This is a genomic window from Micromonospora saelicesensis, assembly GCF_900091575.1.
In the GTDB taxonomy this organism is placed as follows: domain Bacteria; phylum Actinomycetota; class Actinomycetes; order Mycobacteriales; family Micromonosporaceae; genus Micromonospora; species Micromonospora saelicesensis.
The window spans coordinates 438,044-454,917 of record NZ_FMCR01000002.1 but is presented as its reverse complement, the minus strand read 5'-3'; the positions used below and the strand labels follow the sequence as shown (position 1 = coordinate 454,917).

Here is a 16,874-nt window from a genome sequence, read left to right as displayed (position 1 = left end):
GGCTCACCGGGTCGCGAGGTGGTGGGTGGTGCCGTCGGCGACGGCGCGAAGCTTGTCGGGGTTGGCGACGTTGTGGATGGCGGTGATGCGGCCGTCGGCGTCGATGTCGAAGGAGACGGTGGCGACCACCCGCCCCGCACCGCTGAACACCAGACCCGGGCCCCCGTTGATCTCGACCAGCGCGGCGCGCATGTCGTGCGGCGCGACGCCCTGGTAGGTGACGGTGCCGATGGCCGCGAACCACGCGGCGACCGTTTCCGCGCCCCTGATGGGACGCAGGGCCTGGCGGACCTTACCGCCACCGTCGGTCCACAACGTGACGTCCGGAGACAGCAGCTCCAGCAGGGTGTTGATGTCGCCACCGGTCGCGGCGGCGAGGAATCGCTCGGTGACCCCGCGCTGCTGCGACCGATCCGCCGTGAAACGTTGCCGCTGGCCCCGCACGTGCTCGCGAGCCCGGTGGGCGATCTGGCGGACCGCGGCCTCGGAGCGCTCCACCGCCGCCGCGATCTCCGCGTGGCTGAAGTCGAAGACCTCCCGCAGGACGAACACGGCGCGTTCGAGCGGGCTGAGCGTCTCCAGCACCACCAGCATCGCCATCGACTCGGCGTCGGTGACGGCGTCGGCGGCGTCCCCATCGGTCAGGACGGGTTCGGGCAACCACGGCCCCGGATAGGTCTCGCGCTGGTGCCGGGCCGAGCGCAGGCGCTGCAACGCGAGGTTCGACACGATGCGGGCGAGGTACGCCTTCGGGTCGGCGACCTGGGAGCGGTCTGCCGAGGACCAGCTGATCCAGGCGTCCTGCACCGCGTCCTCGGCATCGGCCGCGCTGCCGAGGATCCGGTAGGCCACCGAGAACAGCAGGTTGCGATGACTGTGGAACACCTGCTGGTCGGGGTCCGGCGGGTGCGTCACCGCGCGTTCCGCAGGCGGGTGAAACGGCCACCACGCGGCCAGAACGCACCGGAGGAGGGCAACCGCGACATGCGACGGTAGGTCGGCCAGGGCGAAGCGCTCACGGTCTCCTTGTACCAGACCGCCATCCGCCCGGTCAGACACCCGCGGCGAGGGCTGTCGTCCGGGCGGGTGAACTGCACGACCGCGTCGTTTCGGCCCAGGCTCACCGGCGTGTGGTAGTAACCGAACCGGAACGGCCTGGGTTGCCTGCCCCGCAGCGCGCGGGCGATCGACACCGCCGCGTGCACGCCGGTCGGCATACCGCTCTGGCAGGTGCCGTGCAGCACCCCGTAACCCTGCCGGATCGCTGCCGCATCGCCGATCGCGTACACCTCGGGGTGCGACACCGACCGCAACGCGGAGTCGGTGACGACGCGACCGCGTTCGTCGACGGTCAACCCGGCGGCGGCGGCCAGCGGCGCCACCCGGGTACCACCCGTCCAGAGGACGACGTCGGCCGCCACGGTCTCCGCACCGGCCAGTTCGACAGCGTCGGGCCGGACCCTGGTGACCGCCGCTCCGCTGATCACCTGGACGCCGAGGCGGGTCAGCGCGCCCCCCAGGTACGCCCGGGCCTTCGGGTTCATGCTCGCTCCCGGGCCCTGCTGGCCCACCAGCGTGACACCGACCTCCGGGTGCCGTTCCGCGATCTCCGCGGCCGCCTCGATCCCGGTCAACCCGCTGCCGACCACAACGACAGTGCCGGCGCCGAGCCGTGCCAGCCGGTCCGCCAGCGTGGTCGCGCCACTCGGACCGTCCAGGGTGTACGCGTGCTCCTCGACGCCCGGGACCGTCGCCGTGTCCGTCACGCTGCCCAACGCGTAGACCAGGGTGTCGTAGCGCAGCACCCGGCTGTCGTCGACGCGGACGGTCTTCGCGTGGGCGTCCACCGCCGTCACCCAGCCGCGCACGAACTGCGCACCCGTTCCCGCCAGCAGCTCAGTGATGTCCAGCTCGGCGAGCCGCTGACCGGTCGCCGTCATGTGCAGCCGGAGACGCTCGGTGAACCGCTCCTGCGCGTTGACCAGCGTCACCTGCACGTCGGCCCGCCTGGTCCGGGCCGCGAGTTGGGTCGCCGCGGCCATGCCCGCGTAGCCGGCGCCGAGGATCAGTACGCGGTGTGTGCCCGCCGGGACCTGTCGTTGCGCTGTGCTCATTGTTCTGCCTCTCTGATCGGACTGACGACCACGAGATGCGTGCCGCTCGTCGGTTCGTGACATGGCAGCGATGTGACGCCCGCCACGGCCGGCGTCGGAGGGGCGCGTTCACTACCCTTGGCGCGATGAGCCGATCCGCCGCCGCTGGTCGGGCTCCGCTCTGGCGGGACCGGACCTTCGGCACGTACTGGGTCGCGCAGTCGCTCTCGGCGGCCGGCGACTCGTTCGCCTACCTGGCGGTGCCGCTGCTGGTGCTCCAGGCGACCGGGTCGGTGGCGCAGATGGGCCTGCTCACCGCCGTCGCGGGCGCGGCGTCCGTCGTCGCCGGGATCTTCGGTGGGGTGCTGGTCGACCGGTACGACCGCCGCACCCTGATGATCGTGGCGGATCTGACCCGGCTGGTGCTCTACGCCGTGGTGCCACTGGCGTGGCTCGCGGGCCCGCAGGTCTGGCTGCTCTTCGTCGTGCTGCCCATCTGTGAGGCGGCCGGCATGCTGTTCCAGGTCGCCGCGGTGACCGCGGTCCGCAACCTCGTCGACTCCGACCGGATCACCGAGGCCAACGGCCGGTTGCAGGCGACGTACGCGTCGACGGCCGTCCTCGGGCCGCTGCTCGCCGGTGTGGTGGCGGCCCGCTTCGGCCCGGCCACCGCCATCGCCGTCAACGCGGCGAGCTTCGCGCTCTCGGCCGCCGGCCTGTGGCTGATCAGACTGCGCCCCGTCCAGGTGGACGAGGGGGTGGCCCGGCAACGCCCGCTGGCCGAGTTCCTGGCCGGGGCGCGGTTCCTGTGGGGACAGCCCGTGCTGCGCGCGCTGACCGTCCTGTTGTCGGTCTTCATCTTCCTCACCTACGGCTTCGTCGACGTGCTGATCTACCACGTCACGCACGACCTCGGCGGCTCGGAGGGCACCGTCGGCACGGTGCTCGGCCTGGCGGCGCTGGGCACGGTCGCCGGCGCGCTGCTGGTGGCGCCGCTGCGCCGCCGTCGCGGCTTCGGCGCCACCTGGATCGGCGCGCACGCGATCTGCGGTTTCGCCGTGGCGGGGGTCGGCCTCGCCACCACAGTGCCTGCGGTCACCACGCTGACCGCGGTGTACCTGTGCTGTCTCAGCGTCGGCGGGATCTGTTCGATGTCCCTGCGCCAGGAGATCACCCCCGATCACCTGCTGGGCCGGGTCACGTCGGCGTTCTGGAGCACGCACTACGCTCTCGGTCCGGCCGGCGCTGTCGTGCTGACCTGGGCCGCCGGCCGCTACGGTGCGCCGGCGGTCACCCTCGCGGCCGGCGCGGGGTGCCTGCTGGTCGCGGTCGGCGCCCTCTTCACCCCGATCCGCCGTGCCGGCGCGGAACCGGCCGCCGGGCAGCCCGGACTGCGCCCGGCCCCGGCCGGCGGCACCGTCGGTTGAGACGCGCCGATCACCATTGTGAGCAACTCGCCTCGGTCAAAACTCCTGGTACATCACGTGCAGGCCGACCCTGCCGAGGGTGGGGTGACGGAACGCGCCCGGCACTGTGCCGACCACCTCGAAGCCCTCCCGCCGATACAGCCGCACTGCCGAACTGTTGCTCTCCGCCACGGCGTTGAACTGCATGCCGGCGTACCCCTGCCGGCGAGCCCAGGTGAGGGCGTCGCGGCACAGCGCGGTGCCCACGCCCCGGCCCCGCGCGTCGGCGGCGACCATGAAGCTCGCGGTGGACACGTGCGCGCCCGGCCCGGGCCGGTTGGTGCCCATCTTCGCGGTGCCGAGCACCCGTTCGCCGTCGACCGCCACGACGGTCCGCCCTGGCGCCGCCTCGACCCACATGCCGTACGACTGCTCGGCGGTCATCGCCGGGTCGTAGGGGAACGTCTCCTGTGCCCGGATCACCTCCTCGATGATCGGCCACACCTGCGACCAGTCCCGGTCGACGAACTCCCGAATCAACACCCGGGGAGGTTAGGCCCGCGCAGGAGCCCCGGACAATCCGTTATCCGTGAGTGCATCTGCGCGGCCTACCCGGTGCGAAGCATGGATCGTGACGAGACGTCACGGATCCGGTCGCTTCGACGAAAGGCCCGCTGATGAAGATCGCACGAATCGCCGCCCGGATGGCGGTGGGTGCCATGGCCACCGCGCTGGCCACCACCGCGGTCGCCGTACCGGCCGCTCAGGCCACCAGCAAGCCCAAGCCGCTCGGCACGACGTCACTCGCCCAGGTGCTCACCCGGGACAGCAGCGGCTTCGACCGCAACTCGCGTGACTTCGACGTGCTGACGGCGGCCGTGCTGGCCGTGCTGGAGGCCAAGCCGAACTCTCCGGTCAAGGTGCTCACCGACGGCACCGTGGCGCTGACCGCGTTCATCCCCACCGACGCCGCCTTCCAGCAGTTGGTCCGCGAGATCACGCAGGCCCGGAAGCTGCCGAGTGAGAGCGCCGCCTTCACCGCCGTGGCCGGGCTGGGCATCGACACCGTCGAGTCGGTGCTGCTCTACCACGTGGTCCCGGGGGCCACCATCGACCGCAGGACGGCGGTCCGGGCCGACGGCACGGACCTGACCACCGCGCTCGGCTCGACCGTCGAGGTCGACGTGCGCACCTACCTGTACTTCTTCCGCCAGGTGCGGCTGGTCGACGCCGACACCGACGACCGTGACGCGCGGGTCGTCTCCTACGACGTCAACAAGGGCAACCGGCAGATCGCGCACGCCGTGGACCGGGTGCTGCGCCCGATCGACCTGCCCTGACCGCGGGCGGGTGGCGTTCGACCACGCGTCGGACGCCACCCGCGCCGGGCCGTCAGCCCGAGGCGAGCGCGGCCAGCTCCTCGTCGAGCAGGGCCGCCAGCCGGGCGTGCCGCCCGGGATGGCTGCGCGCGGTCATCCCGCGGCTGGGCATCTCCACAGTCATCAGCAGGTACAGGTGCAACCGGTAGAGACCGAGCCGGCGGCGTGCCGAAGCGTTCAGCACCAACGGCTCGGCCGCGCTGGCCTGGTAGCCGCGCAGCAGAGGGTGCTCCGGCTCGTCCTCGACGCGTCGGAAGAGCAGCGGCGAAACCAGGTCCAGCAGCGGGTCGCCGTAGAGGAACCGCTCGCCGTCCACCAGGCCGCGCAGCCGCAACCGGCCGTCCCCGTCGGGCGCCGCCAGCACGTTGCCGTCCCAGCAGTCGAAGTGCAGCAGCGCCGGTCGGCGCACCTCGTCGAGCACGTCGGAGTGTCGCCCCACCAGCGCGTGCAGCTGCTCCGGGGTCACCGGCAGTCGGACGTCCCAGTCGACCGCGTCGGCCAGGAGCGCGTCGAGCATCGCCGTGAACGCCGTTCGCCAGGTCGGCCCGCCGGCCCGGTCGTCGTCGTACCCGAACCGCTCACCGGTCACCCGGTGCAACGCGGCGAGAGCCACCCCGAGGTCGTAGCGCGCCGGGCCGTCGTCGACCACGACACCGGCCTCGGCCAGGTCGGACAGCGACCGGCCGGGCAGCAGCGCGGTGACCAACCACTCGCCGTACGCCGGGTCGGCGCCGCGCCAGAGCACCGGGGGGACGGGCACCTGCGGCGCCCGCTGCGCGACGAGCCGAAAGTACCGCTCCTCGGCAGCGCAGAGCCCGCGCTCGTAGCGCAGCAGCGGCGTTTCGGCCGGCGGAGCCAGCTTCAGCACCACCCGACGGTCGTCGTCGAGCAGCGCCCACCAGACCGTCGCGTACCCGCCGCCGGCCAGCGGACCGGCGTCCCGGACCCGGGCGTGTGGCCCGAACGACGCACCGACCAGGTACGCCACATCGGCGCGCGTGAGGGGCCGTTGCGTCGGGCTGGCACCGGTCACGACGTGCTGTCACCTCGCCGTGCGCGTGGCGCGGAACCCGCGGTGGCGCGGGTGGACAGTGGGACGGGACCGGCGGTGTCGCGGCGGACCAGCTCGGCGGGGAGCACCTCGACCCGGGGCGTCGGGGCCCCGACGTCGAGCACCAGGGACATCGCCCGCACACCCATGTCGACCAGGGGCAACCGCACGGTGGTCAACGCCGGGGTCACGTCCCGGGCGATCGGCATGTCGTCGAAACCCAGCACCGAGATCTGCTGCGGCACGGCCAGCCCACGTGCGCGCAGGGTGGCGAGCGCGCCGATGGCCATCGAGTCGTTGAGCGCCACGATCGCGGTCAGCTCCGGGTCGGCGTCGAGCAGTCGGGCGGTGGCCTCGGCGCCACCGTCGCGGTCGAACTCCGCGTACCGGATGCGCCGTTCGGGCAGTTCGCTGCCCTGCTCGGTGAGGGCCTGCCGGAGCCCGGCGAGCCGGTCGGTGGTGGTGGTCAGGATGCGCGGGCCGGCGACCACGCCGATCGCCCGGTGCCCCAGCCCGCACAGTTCCCGCCCGGCGAGGTAGCCGCCGGTCCGGTTGTCCGGCATCACCGCGTCGCCCGAGTGCTCGTGTCGGCCGATCACCGCCACCCGCCCGCCGGTGGCCTCGTACGCGGCGAGCTTCTCGTTGAGTTGCCGGGTGAACGCCTCGTCGTGGTAGCCCGAGCCGGCCAGGATCAGCGCCGCCACCTGGTGGCCGCGCAGCAGCTCCACGTACTCCAACTCACGGTCCGGGTCCCGGTAGCTGTTGCAGATCATCAGCAGCCGGCCCTGGTCGGTGGCGACCCGTTGCAGCCCCCGGGTGATCTCGGCGAAGTACGGGTCGGAGACGTCGTGCACGATCACGCCGACCGCGCTGCGGTGTGAGCGGGCCAGCAGTTGGGCGTGCGCGTTCGGCACGTACTGCAACTCGGCGACGGCGGCGAGCACCCGTTCGCGCAGCTCGTCGGTGACCGGCTTGCTGCTGCCGTTGATGACGCGGGAGGCGGTGGCGGGCGAGACGCCCGCTCGGCGGGCCACATCGGACAGGGTCGCCATGGCCCGCCCCCTCGATCTGTTGACGGCGTTTCGTCGTGCCGGCTAGCGTCACCGTACCGCAGAGAAAGCCCTTTCCCGCAGGGAGGCCCGGCCATGTCCGATCGCTTCGCGGTACTTCAACTTGACGACCTTCCCGCCCGGCGCTGCTCGTGTGGGACCACCCGCCGGGGTTTCATCGCCGAGAGCGAGGGCCAGGCCAGCGTGCATCTGCTCCAGGTGCAGGACGCGGTGACCCACCACCACCGGATCGCCACCGAGTACTACGTCGTGCTCGCCGGTGAGGGCGAGATCGAGCTGGACGGAGTCCGTCACCCGGCCCGGCCGATGTCCGCGTTCCTGATCAAGCCGGGCTGCCGGCACCGGGCCATCGGCGATCTCACCGTGCTGCTGGTGTCCCTGCCGGCCGCGGACGACACCGACGAGTACTTCGATGCGTGATCGGCCGGCACCGCTGCCCGGTGGGGTCGGGGTGTCCCGGCTGCGCGTCTACGACACCGTTGCCCCGGACGGCCTGGTCGGCGGCACCCCGCACGTGCACCTGTGCTGCACCGAGGGGTACGTGGTGACCGAGGGCGAGGGCGCGGTGCAGACCCTGACCACGGCCGGCTACCGGGAGACGCCCTTGCGGCCGGGGGCGGTGGTCTGGTTCGAGCCGGGCACCGTGCACCGCCTGGTCAACACCGGCGGGCTGAGCATCGTGGTGCTGATGCAGAACAGCGGCCTGCCCGAGGCCGGCGACGCGGTGCTGACCTTCCCACCCGAGGTGCTGGCCGACCCGGCCGCGTACGACGCCGTGGCGGCGTTGCCCGACGGGGGAGCGCCGGGCGCGGACGTCCACGCCGCGTACCGCCGTCGGGATCTGGCGGTGACCGGCTTCCAAGCGCTGCGGCCCGGCGGTCCGGCGGCGCTGGCCGCGTTCCACGCCGCCGCGGTCGCCCTGCGCCAGCCGATGCTGACGCGGTGGCGGCAGCGGTGGGAGGCCGGCGCGGGCCGCGCCGCCGCCGACACCGCCGCGCAGCTCGACGCCCTGGAGCGGGGGGATCCTGCCCACCTGGGCGACGCCGGCGTGTACGCGGTGAACGAGCCGGTCGAGCGGGGCCGGTTGGGGATGTGCGGCCTCCTCGACACCTACCCGGCGGCCGGCTGACCGTCCCCTCGGGACAGCTGCCGGGCTGCTGCCACGCATCGGTGGAAACAGATCGAGGAAAGGCCTTGCCCGGCGTGAGGGGGCCGCCTACGCTCCAGGAAAGCGTTTGCCTGATCCGCCGACGGCCCGGTCCATGGGTGCCGTGCCGGGCCCCGAGGAGGTTCCGCGTGACCGAGAACTCTTTGGACACGGCGGGCCGGCAGGCCGCCGCCGACCAGGCCGGCGGTGCGCGAGCAGCCGCTGCCGGGCCTGGCAGTGTCGATGCGGCGGGCGGCCTCGACGGCACGGTTTCGTCCACTGTGGTGAAGCGGCAACCCGGCGGTGGTCGTCCACCACGTCCCACGCTCGGTCGCCGGGCGGTGACCTTCGCCGACTCGCTCTGGCGCCCGGCGCTGGTGCTCGCGGTCTTCTTCGCCGCCTGGTGGTTCGTGGCGGCCCGCGAGTACGTCCCGAACTACCTGGTGCCCACCCCCGGCCAGGTGTGGGAGACGATGACCACCCAGTGGTCCGAGCTGGCCCGGCACACAGTGGTGACCCTCTACGAGACGGTGCTCGGCTTCGTGCTGGCCGCCGCGTTGGGTCTGGTCACCGCGGTCGCCATCGCCTACTCCCGCACCCTGGACAAGGCGCTCTACCCGATCGTCCTGTTCGCACAGGTCATCCCGAAGATCGCCATCGCGCCGTTGCTGGTGGTCTGGTTCGGCCTCGGCCTCACCCCGAAGATCATCCTGGCGGTGCTCATCGCGTTCTTCCCGGTGGTCATCTCCGGGGTGGCCGGGCTGCGCTCCACCGACCCGGAGCTGCTCGACCTCGCCGCCACGATGGGCGCCGGACCGTGGCGCACCTTCCGCAAGATCCGCTTCCCGAACGCGTTGCCGCACCTGATGGCCGGCCTGAAGGTGGCCGTCACCCTCGCCGTGGTCGGTGCCGTGGTCGGTGAGTTCGTCGGCGCCAGCGAAGGGCTCGGCTACGTCCTGTTGCTGGCCAACGGCAACCTCGACTCCGCGCTTCTCTTCGCTGACCTGATCCTGATGTCCGCCATCGGCATCGTCCTGTTCGTCCTGGTCGAGATCGCCGAGGCACTGCTCATTCCGTGGCACGCCAGCCGCCGGGCCGGCGTGTCCCTCACCACCTCCTGACCGACCCCATCACGGAGGCACCGATGAAACGCACCGCCACCACCATCCTGGCCACCGCCGCCCTGCTCCTCGCCGCCACCGGCTGCGGTGGGGACGACCCCGCCGGCAGCACCAACGCCGACGGCAGCAAGCAGGTCACCCTCACCCTCAACTGGGTGCCCTACGGCGAGCACGCGCCCTTCTACTACGGCCTGCAGAAGGGCTACTACTCGGCCGAGGGCATCGACCTGAAGATCCTGCCCGGCAACGGGTCGGGCAACACCGTCAAGCAGGTCGCCCAGAAGCAGACCGACTTCGGCTGGGCGGACAGCCCGGTGCTGCTCAAGTCGGTGGCCAGCGGGATGCCGGTGCGCAGCCTCGGCGCGTACCTGGAGAAGGGACCCTCCTCGGTGGAGTTCTTCACCGAGGAGAACATCAAGACACCGGCCGACCTCAAGGGCAAGACCGTCGGCGGCACCCCCGGCGACGCCCTCTACGCGACCTTCCCGGCCTGGCTGGAGAAGAACGGCCTCAAGAAGGACGACGTCAAGGTGGTCAACGTCGACGCCGCCGGCAAGATCGCCGCCCTGGCAGAGGGCAAGGTCGACGCCATCATGGGCTTCTTCCACGACCAGGCGCCCACCATCGAGAGCAAGACCGGCAAGAAGGTCGATGTGCTGCTCTTCGCCGACTACGGGATGAACCTGCTCGGCACCGGCCTGATCGCCAACACTCAGACCCTGCAGAAGGACCCGGAGCTGGTCCGCAAGTTCGTCCGCGCCACCCAGAAGTCCTGGGCCGACGCCGCCCGGGACCCGGCCGGCGCGGTGAGCGCGATGACGGCTCTGGCCGAGAACGAGCCGGCGCCCGAGGTGCTCACCAAGCAGCTCACGCTCAACATGCCGCTGATCGGCGCGGACGGCCCGCCCGGGGTGAACACCGAGGCCCAGTGGACCGAGACCATCGACCTGATGTCCCGCTACGCCGAGCTGAAGGACCCGGGAGCGCCCAGCGCGTACTGGGACTCCTCGTACGCGGCGCAGGGGTGACCCGGTGACCGCCGCGCCGGCAGCCACCGGCACCGCCATCGGGATGTCCGGGCTGACCGTCCGGTTCACCACCCGACGGTCGCAGACCACCGCGTTGGACGACGTGTCGCTGGACATCGAGCCGGGCGAGTTCGTCACGATCGTCGGCCCGTCCGGCTGCGGCAAGTCCACCCTCCTGAAGATCGTCGCGGGGTTGGTCAAGCCGACCAGCGGTGACGTGTCGCTGCTGCAGCGCCCGGTGCGCGGCCCGCAGAAGGAGATCGGCTTCGTCTTCCAGAAGGCCGCGTTGCTGGAGTGGCGCGGTGCCCGAGCCAACATCCTGCTCCAGGCCGAGATGCGCGGCATGGACCGGGCCCAGGCGGCCCGCCGCGCCGACGAGCTGATCGAGATGACCGGCCTGACCGGCTTCGAGAAGGCGTTGCCACACGAGCTGTCCGGCGGCATGCAGCAACGGGTGGCGCTCTGCCGCGCGCTGCTGCACTCCCCGCCGGTGCTGCTGATGGACGAACCGTTCGGCGCCCTGGACGCCCTGACCCGGGAGCAGATGAACGCCGAACTGCACCGGATCTGGCGGGAGACCGGGACCACCGTGGTGCTGGTCACCCACTCCATCGCCGAGGCGGTCTTCCTCGGCACCCGGGTCGTGGTGATGAGTCCCCGGCCCGGCCGGATCATCCGCACCTTCCCGGTCGAGCTGCCGGCGCACCGCGACTACGCGCAGGTGATGTCGGATCCCCGCTTCGACCGGCTCGCCACCGACCTGCGTGGGTTGCTCGGCAGCGCGGCCGCCAACCACTGAGCGCAGATCGGCACGACCAGCACGACGGAAGGAACACCATGACCCGCAGGTCGATCGGCATCATCGTCAACGGCGTGACCGGGCGGATGGGCTACCGGCAGCACCTCGTCCGGTCGCTGCTGGCCATCCGCGAATCCGGTGGTGTGGCGTTGGCCGACGGCACCACCATCTGGCCGGAACCGGTCCTGGTCGGGCGCAACGAGACGAAGCTCCGGGAGCTCGCCGAGCGGCACGGGCTGACCGACTGGACCACCGACCTGACCTCGGCCCTGGCCCGCGACGACGTCGAGATCTACTTCGACGCGCAGGTCACCCAGCAACGGGAGAAGGCGATCCGGCAGGCCATCGAGGCCGGCAAGCACATCTACACGGAGAAGCCGCTGGCCGAGGACACCGCAGCTGCCCTCGACCTGGCCCGGGCGGCGGACGCGGCCGGCGTCCGCACCGGTGTCGTGCAGGACAAGCTCTTCCTGCCCGGTCTGCGCAAGCTCAAGCGCCTCATCGACGGCGGCTTCTTCGGCCGGATCCTCTCGGTGCGCGGCGAGTTCGGGTACTGGGTCTTCGAGGGCGACTGGCAGCCCGCTCAGCGGCCGTCGTGGAACTACCGGAACGAGGACGGCGGCGGCATCGTGGTCGACATGTTCCCGCACTGGCACTACGTGCTGGAGGAGCTGTTCGGCCGGGTCACCGCCGTCTCCTGCGTGACCGCCACCCACGTGCCCGAACGGGTCGACGAGGCCGGTCACCCGTACGCCGCCACCGCCGACGACGCCGCGTACGCCACCTTCGAACTCGACGGCGGGGTGATCGCGCAGATCAACTCCTCCTGGGCCGTGCGGGTGTACCGCGACGAGCTGGTGGAGTTCCAGGTCGACGGCACGGAGGGCAGCGCGATCGCAGGCCTGCGCAACTGCCGGGTGCAGCACCGGGCGGTCACCCCGAAGCCGGTGTGGAACCCGGACCTGCCGGCCACCGAGGACTTCCGCGCCCAGTGGGCCGAGGTGCCCGACAACGAGGAGTTCGACAACGGCTTCAAGGTGCAGTGGGAGGCGTACCTGCGGCACGTGGTGGCCGGCGAGCCGTTCCGGTGGGACTTTCTTGCCGGCGCGCGTGGCGTGCAGCTCGCCGAGTTGGGGCTGCGCTCGGCCCGCGAGGGCGGTCGCATCGAGGTGCCGGAGCTGCGCTCATGAGCGCCGAGGTGGTGTTGCCCGGCGGACGGCGACACCGACTGGCCGGGGGTGGAGGCTTCGCCCGACCGGACGCGCCGTCGACCAGCCGGATCGCGTACGCCGCCGCGCACGTGGTCGCCGACCCGTGTGCGGAGAACGTGCCGGGTGCCCCGGCGGCGGTCGACTGGGACACCACCCTCGCCTTCCGCCGGCACCTCTGGTCCTACGGGCTGGGGGTCGCCGAGGCGATGGACACCGCCCAGCGGGGGATGGGTCTGGACTATCCGGCCACCCGGGAGCTGATCCGGCGCAGCGCCGCCGAGGCCCGCGCGGTCGACGGCCGGATCGTCGCCGGGGTCGGCACCGACCAGCTGCCGGTCGGCCCGGCCACCCTGGCGGCGGTCACCGCCGCGTACGCCGAGCAGCTCGACGACGTCCGCGCCGCCGGCGCCCGGCCGGTGCTGATGTGCAGCCGGCACCTGGCCGCCGCGGCCCGTGGTCCGGAGGACTACCTGCGGGTGTACGACGAACTGCTGAGCGCCGCCGACGAACCGGTGGTGCTGCACTGGTTGGGTCCGATGTTCGACCCGGCGTTGACCGGCTACTGGGGTGCGGTCGACCTGGACCTGGCCGCCGACACGGTGATCGAGCTGATCAAGGCACACCAGTCCACTGTGGACGGCATCAAGGTGTCGCTGTTGGACGCCGACCGGGAGGTCGCGTTGCGCCGCCGCCTGCCGGCCGGGGTACGGCTCTACACCGGTGACGACTTCCACTACCCGGAGCTGATCCGCGGTGACGAGGTGGGTCACTCCGACGCGCTGCTCGGGGTGTTCGCGGCTATCGCGCCGGCCGCCGCTGCCGCGCTGGCCGCCCTGGACAGGGGGGACCTGACGGCGTACGAGGAGATCTTCGCACCCACTGTGCCGCTGGCCCGGCACCTGTTCGCGGCGCCGACCTGGCACTACAAGACGGGGATCGTGTTCCTGGCCTGGTTGGCCGGGCACCAGGACCATTTCACGATGGTCGCCGGCGCGCAGTCCGGCCGGTCTCCGGCGCACCTGGCCACCCTGCTCACCCTGGCCGACGCCGCGGGGCTGCTGCCCGACGCCGACCTGGCCGCCGCCCGCGCCCGGGCCTTCTTCACCGTGGCGGGGGTGGCCCAGTGAGCGCGAGGAGTGAGCCGGTTCTGCGAGCCCCGCAGTCGCGAGCGGAGACCAGCCCGGTGAGCCTCGCGCGGTTCTCGTTCAACCAGGCGACCGCCCAGCGCTGGCCGCTGCCCGAGGTGGTGGCCGGGTGCGTGGCAGCCGGTGTGCCGGGCATCGGCCTGTGGCGGGAGCCGGTGGCCGAGTACGGGCTGGCCCGCTCGGCGAAACTGGTCCGCGACGCCGGCCTCGCCGTCACGTCGCTGTGCCGGGGCGGGTTCTTCTCCGCCGACGACTGGCGCGCGGAGAACCTGCGGGCCATCGAGGAGGCCGCCGCCCTCGGCGCCCCGGAGCTGGTGCTGGTCTCCGGTGGGCTGCCGGCCGGCAGCCGGGACATCGACGGCGCGCGGCGTCGGGTCGCCGACGCCATCGGCGAGCTGGCCCCGCACGCCGAGGCCGCCGGGGTACGGCTGGCCATCGAGCCGCTGCACCCGATGTTCGCCGCCGACCGGTGCGTGATCGCCACCCTCGGCCAGGCGCTCGACATCGCCGAGCGGTTCGACCCGGCGGTGGTCGGCGTGGTCGTGGACGCGTACCACGTCTGGTGGGACGACACGGTGTACGCGCAGATCGCGCGGGCCGCCGCCCGGATCGCCGCGTTCCAGGTCTGTGACTGGGTGACCCCGCTGCCCGAAGGGGTGCTGCTCGGCCGGGCGTTGCCCGGTGACGGCTGCATCGAGTTGCGTCGGCTGCGCGAGGCGGTAGACGCGGCCGGCTACGTCGGCCCGATCGAGGTGGAGGTCTTCTCCGCCGAGGTGTGGGCGCGGCCGGGCGCGGAGGTGCTCGACGCGGCGATCGCCGGCTACCTGCGCCACGTTGCCTGACGTCCCCGAACGGCGGTGGCCGGCGGCGGTCGGTGCCTGGTTGGGCATCGGCACCGCACCCGCCACGCTGGTGCTCGGCGCGGCGATGGCCGCCCGACACGGTGGCGCGGTGCCGGTGGCCGGGCTGCTGGTCGGCGGGGTGCTGATGGCGGCTCTGCTCTGGGGGCAGGGCCGGATCGGGCTGCGTCGACCGCTCGGCGACGGCGGGACGTTGACCGCGGTGCTGCCCGCGTACCTGGGGGACACCTCGCGGCTGCTGCTGGCGGCGGTGCTGGCCGTGTCGATGGTCGGTTGGAACGGGTTCAACGTCGGGCTCGGCGGGGCTTCGCTGGCCGCGCTGACCCACCTGCCGGGCTGGGCCGGGCCGGTGCTGCTGGAGGTGGCGGTCCTTGCCGTCTCCTGGGCGCCGGCCCGGCTCGGCAACCGGGTCGCGGTGGTCACCACGCTCAGCGCGGTGGTGCTGGTCGGCTGGTGCCTGACGGTGCTTCCACCACCCGGTGCGCCGGTCCGTCTCGCCGGTGGCGGGCTCGCCGACGGCGCCGCGCTGATCGGGTACGCGGCCGTGTTCGCGCTGCGCGCACCGGACTTCAGCGTGGGCCTTTCGCGGAGGCGGGACCTGGCCTGGTGCGTGGGGCTGCTGATCGGGCCGGCGCTGCTCGGGGTGCTCGCCGGGGCCGGCCTGTGGCTGCGGACCGGCTCGGCCGACGTTGTCGCGCTGCTCGCCGCCGGCTCGGGGCTGGCCGCGTACGCGAATCTGTTCGTCGCGGTGGCGGTCTTCGCGGCGGCGCTGACCACCACGTACTCCGGTTCCCTGGCGTTGCGTGGTCTGGCTCCCCGCCTGCCGGCGCGGGCGGCGATGCTGCTCGTCGCGGTGCTCGGCGGGATGCTGGCGGTGGCGCGGTTCGACCGGCTGGTGCTGCCCTGGCTGACCCTGCTGGCCGCAGCGTTGCCGGTGCTGGTGGTGCCGATGGCCGTGGAAGCGGCGGCCCGTCGGCGCGGGCGTATCCCGCGTACCGTGCCCGCCTGGTGCTGGATGCCGCCGGCGCTGCTCGCGGTGGCCTGCACGCTCGCCGGCGTGGGTGTCGCCCCGCTGCTCGGGCTGGTCCTGGCCGCGGCGTGCACGGTGCTCTGGCGCCGCCGAGGAGGCGCGGACCAGTTGGTTGGCGGCGCCTAGCGGGTGGCGTGTGGGCCGTGGTCGCTGACCTGGGCATCGAACCAGTGGTGCAGTGCGTCGCGGAGCCCCGCGTCGTCGGTGGCGTAGGTGGCGCGTGCGCCGTCGGGAACCGCCTCGTACGTGATGGTGATCCGCCCGCCGTGTGCCCGAAGCGTTGCCAGGCCGGGCATCTCGGTGCCGTGGATGCGGGCCGGGTCGCTGAAGTCACCGCGCCGGAACCGCTCGACCTCGGCGCTCAGATGCTGTTGGACAAGGGTGATCTGGGTGCTGTCCCGCGGGTCGTCGGCGACGACGGTCTGCACGCCGCCGGTGTCGGTCCTGGTGAAGCGGTGTGTGGTGCGCTCCAGGTCGAAGGGCATGACCGAAGCGCCTCGCTCGGCGACGTCGGCCTGTCGATTTGAGGTGGTCGTTGTCGGCGTCGACGGTGCCGAGTCGTCGGCGCAGCCGCCGCTGAGCGCGGCGACAGCGACGGCCGCCAAGAGCAGAAGCCGATGGGGACGAGGGTGGTCAGAACGGTTCACGGGTGGCCTCCGCGAGGGTCTGGAGCGCACGCACCACTGCCGTGCGCTGGTCGTCGGGAACGCGATCGAGCAGGGCGGTCAGCCGGGCCCGACGGGCGTCGGCCTGTCGGGCGGCGGCCGTGGTGCCCGCGGCAGTCAACAGAAGCAGGACGCCGCGACCGTCACCCTCGGCTGTCTCCCGGTGCACCCAGCCCCGGTTGACCAGGTTGGTGACCAGGCGGCTGACGCTGCTCTTTTCCAGACGCAGCCGGCGAGCCAACTCCACCTGCCGGATCTGCCCCTCCCGGGCGATCTCCACCATGGCGTGCGCCTCGGACACCGGCAGCGGCTGCCCGCAGGGAGTCCGGTCGGGCTGATGGAGGCCGAAGTTGCGGACGAACCGCATCAGTGCCTCCTGCGCCGCATCGAGTTCGCCAGACTGCATGGTTCGACGGTACAACCAGATGGTTCGACTGTGCAACCATTGTGGAGAGAACTCGCATCTGAACCCACGGGAGGCATGGCATGACGCCGGAGAGCGACCGTTACGTGGTTCGGCCGAGCCAGCGACGCCGCTGAACTAGCCCGCCTGCACGCCTTGGTTCAGCTCCAGGCGGTGACCGGCGGCCAGCCACACCCCGGCATCGCTACCGAACCCGGAACCCACGCCGCCATCCCACCGGGCGCCCTACTCCAGTTGGCCCTCGGCCACCGCACCGTGCCCGAGGTGGTCGACACCTGGCCGGACTGCCTGCTGCGCGACCGCCGCACCGAGCAGTTCCTGGCAGCGGCCTTCCCGCGCGTGTCGGTCCAGGTCTGGCCCCGCAACTGACCAGCGACCAGGTGCGTGTCGGTGGTAGCGGGGTTCGTGACGACCCGGTCCGGCCGGAGTGGACGCGGTCGGCGAG

The 16,874-nt window shown here is 72.5% G+C and carries 18 protein-coding genes and 1 pseudogene; 12 read left to right on the top strand and 7 right to left on the bottom strand.

The features are described from left to right. Window positions 1-3: 3 nt before the first annotated feature. Together GA0070561_RS10050 and GA0070561_RS10045 are read right to left on the bottom strand one after the other, a co-directional pair. A complete protein-coding gene (locus tag GA0070561_RS10050; RefSeq protein WP_091398751.1) occupies window positions 4-915 on the bottom strand; it encodes an RNA polymerase sigma-70 factor in 912 nt (303 codons plus the stop codon). Continuing rightward, window positions 912-2,114: an NAD(P)/FAD-dependent oxidoreductase gene (locus GA0070561_RS10045; RefSeq protein ID WP_091398745.1), complete on the bottom strand. Its 1,203-nt coding sequence runs from the start codon at window positions 2,112-2,114 to the stop codon at window positions 912-914. The genes GA0070561_RS10050 and GA0070561_RS10045 overlap by 4 nt, the downstream gene beginning before the upstream one ends. Window positions 2,115-2,239: 125 nt before the next feature. Here GA0070561_RS10045 and GA0070561_RS10040 point away from each other — a divergent pair, with 125 nt between their 5' ends. Continuing rightward, on the top strand, window positions 2,240-3,520 hold the full coding sequence (locus GA0070561_RS10040; protein WP_091398739.1) for an MFS transporter: 1,281 nt from the start codon (window positions 2,240-2,242) through the stop codon (window positions 3,518-3,520). A gap of 36 nt (window positions 3,521-3,556) precedes the next feature. Here the strand turns inward: GA0070561_RS10040 and GA0070561_RS10035 are convergent, their stop codons facing one another. Beyond that, the gene (locus GA0070561_RS10035) at window positions 3,557-4,042 is read right to left on the bottom strand and encodes a GNAT family N-acetyltransferase (protein ID WP_091398737.1); all 486 of its coding nucleotides are present in this window, start codon (window positions 4,040-4,042) and stop codon (window positions 3,557-3,559) included. Between the two features lie 134 nt (window positions 4,043-4,176). Here GA0070561_RS10035 and GA0070561_RS10030 point away from each other — a divergent pair, with 134 nt between their 5' ends. Beyond that, window positions 4,177-4,839 (top strand): fasciclin domain-containing protein, encoded by a 663-nt coding sequence (locus GA0070561_RS10030; protein WP_091398735.1) that lies wholly within the window; start codon window positions 4,177-4,179, stop codon window positions 4,837-4,839. A 52-nt stretch (window positions 4,840-4,891) separates the two neighbouring features. On the opposite strand, the gene GA0070561_RS10025 is transcribed toward GA0070561_RS10030, so the two are convergent. Beyond that, window positions 4,892-5,911, bottom strand: a complete 1,020-nt coding sequence (locus GA0070561_RS10025) for a phosphotransferase family protein (protein ID WP_208603727.1) — start codon at window positions 5,909-5,911, stop codon at window positions 4,892-4,894. Next, complete coding sequence (locus tag GA0070561_RS10020) at window positions 5,908-6,981, bottom strand: LacI family DNA-binding transcriptional regulator (protein ID WP_091398733.1); 1,074 nt, start codon at window positions 6,979-6,981, stop codon at window positions 5,908-5,910. The genes GA0070561_RS10025 and GA0070561_RS10020 overlap by 4 nt, the downstream gene beginning before the upstream one ends. 93 nt (window positions 6,982-7,074) lie before the next feature. Here GA0070561_RS10020 and GA0070561_RS10015 point away from each other — a divergent pair, with 93 nt between their 5' ends. The 9 genes from GA0070561_RS10015 (at window position 7,075) to GA0070561_RS09975 (ending at window position 15,466) form a co-directional block, all read left to right on the top strand. Next, complete coding sequence (locus tag GA0070561_RS10015) at window positions 7,075-7,419, top strand: cupin domain-containing protein (RefSeq protein ID WP_091398731.1); 345 nt, start codon at window positions 7,075-7,077, stop codon at window positions 7,417-7,419. Further along, window positions 7,412-8,128 carry a cupin domain-containing protein gene (locus GA0070561_RS10010; protein ID WP_091398729.1) on the top strand — a complete coding sequence of 239 codons (717 nt, stop codon included), beginning with the start codon at window positions 7,412-7,414 and terminating at the stop codon, window positions 8,126-8,128. The genes GA0070561_RS10015 and GA0070561_RS10010 overlap by 8 nt, the downstream gene beginning before the upstream one ends. Before the next feature lie 167 nt (window positions 8,129-8,295). Beyond that, window positions 8,296-9,267, top strand: a complete 972-nt coding sequence (locus GA0070561_RS10005) for an ABC transporter permease (RefSeq protein ID WP_208603726.1) — start codon at window positions 8,296-8,298, stop codon at window positions 9,265-9,267. Between the two features lie 23 nt (window positions 9,268-9,290). Beyond that, entirely contained in the window at window positions 9,291-10,295 is a 1,005-nt protein-coding gene (locus GA0070561_RS10000) for an ABC transporter substrate-binding protein (RefSeq protein WP_091400123.1), read from the top strand. 43 nt (window positions 10,296-10,338) lie between these two features. After that, a complete protein-coding gene (locus tag GA0070561_RS09995; protein ID WP_373861944.1) occupies window positions 10,339-11,094 on the top strand; it encodes an ABC transporter ATP-binding protein in 756 nt (251 codons plus the stop codon). A 38-nt stretch (window positions 11,095-11,132) separates the two neighbouring features. After that, on the top strand, window positions 11,133-12,284 hold the full coding sequence (locus GA0070561_RS09990) for a Gfo/Idh/MocA family protein (RefSeq protein ID WP_091398723.1): 1,152 nt from the start codon (window positions 11,133-11,135) through the stop codon (window positions 12,282-12,284). After that, entirely contained in the window at window positions 12,281-13,432 is a 1,152-nt protein-coding gene (locus tag GA0070561_RS09985; protein WP_091398720.1) for a dihydrodipicolinate synthase family protein, read from the top strand. Before GA0070561_RS09990 ends, GA0070561_RS09985 begins: the two co-directional genes overlap by 4 nt. 56 nt (window positions 13,433-13,488) lie before the next feature. Next, a complete protein-coding gene (locus GA0070561_RS09980; RefSeq protein WP_091398718.1) occupies window positions 13,489-14,292 on the top strand; it encodes a sugar phosphate isomerase/epimerase family protein in 804 nt (267 codons plus the stop codon). After that, the gene (locus GA0070561_RS09975; RefSeq protein WP_091398715.1) at window positions 14,285-15,466 is read left to right on the top strand and encodes a purine-cytosine permease family protein; all 1,182 of its coding nucleotides are present in this window, start codon (window positions 14,285-14,287) and stop codon (window positions 15,464-15,466) included. Before GA0070561_RS09980 ends, GA0070561_RS09975 begins: the two co-directional genes overlap by 8 nt. On the opposite strand, the gene GA0070561_RS09970 is transcribed toward GA0070561_RS09975, so the two are convergent. Both GA0070561_RS09970 and GA0070561_RS09965 read right to left on the bottom strand, forming a co-directional pair. Continuing rightward, window positions 15,463-15,945 (bottom strand): hypothetical protein, encoded by a 483-nt coding sequence (locus GA0070561_RS09970; protein ID WP_208603725.1) that lies wholly within the window; start codon window positions 15,943-15,945, stop codon window positions 15,463-15,465. The genes GA0070561_RS09975 and GA0070561_RS09970 overlap by 4 nt on opposite strands. Before the next feature lie 28 nt (window positions 15,946-15,973). After that, window positions 15,974-16,411 carry a MarR family winged helix-turn-helix transcriptional regulator gene (locus tag GA0070561_RS09965; protein WP_091398709.1) on the bottom strand — a complete coding sequence of 146 codons (438 nt, stop codon included), beginning with the start codon at window positions 16,409-16,411 and terminating at the stop codon, window positions 15,974-15,976. A 159-nt stretch (window positions 16,412-16,570) separates the two neighbouring features. On the opposite strand from GA0070561_RS09965, the pseudogene GA0070561_RS09960 reads away from it, so the two are divergent. Continuing rightward, window positions 16,571-16,798, top strand: a pseudogene (locus GA0070561_RS09960) (GNAT family N-acetyltransferase); the annotation flags it as partial. Window positions 16,799-16,874 lie beyond the last annotated feature (76 nt).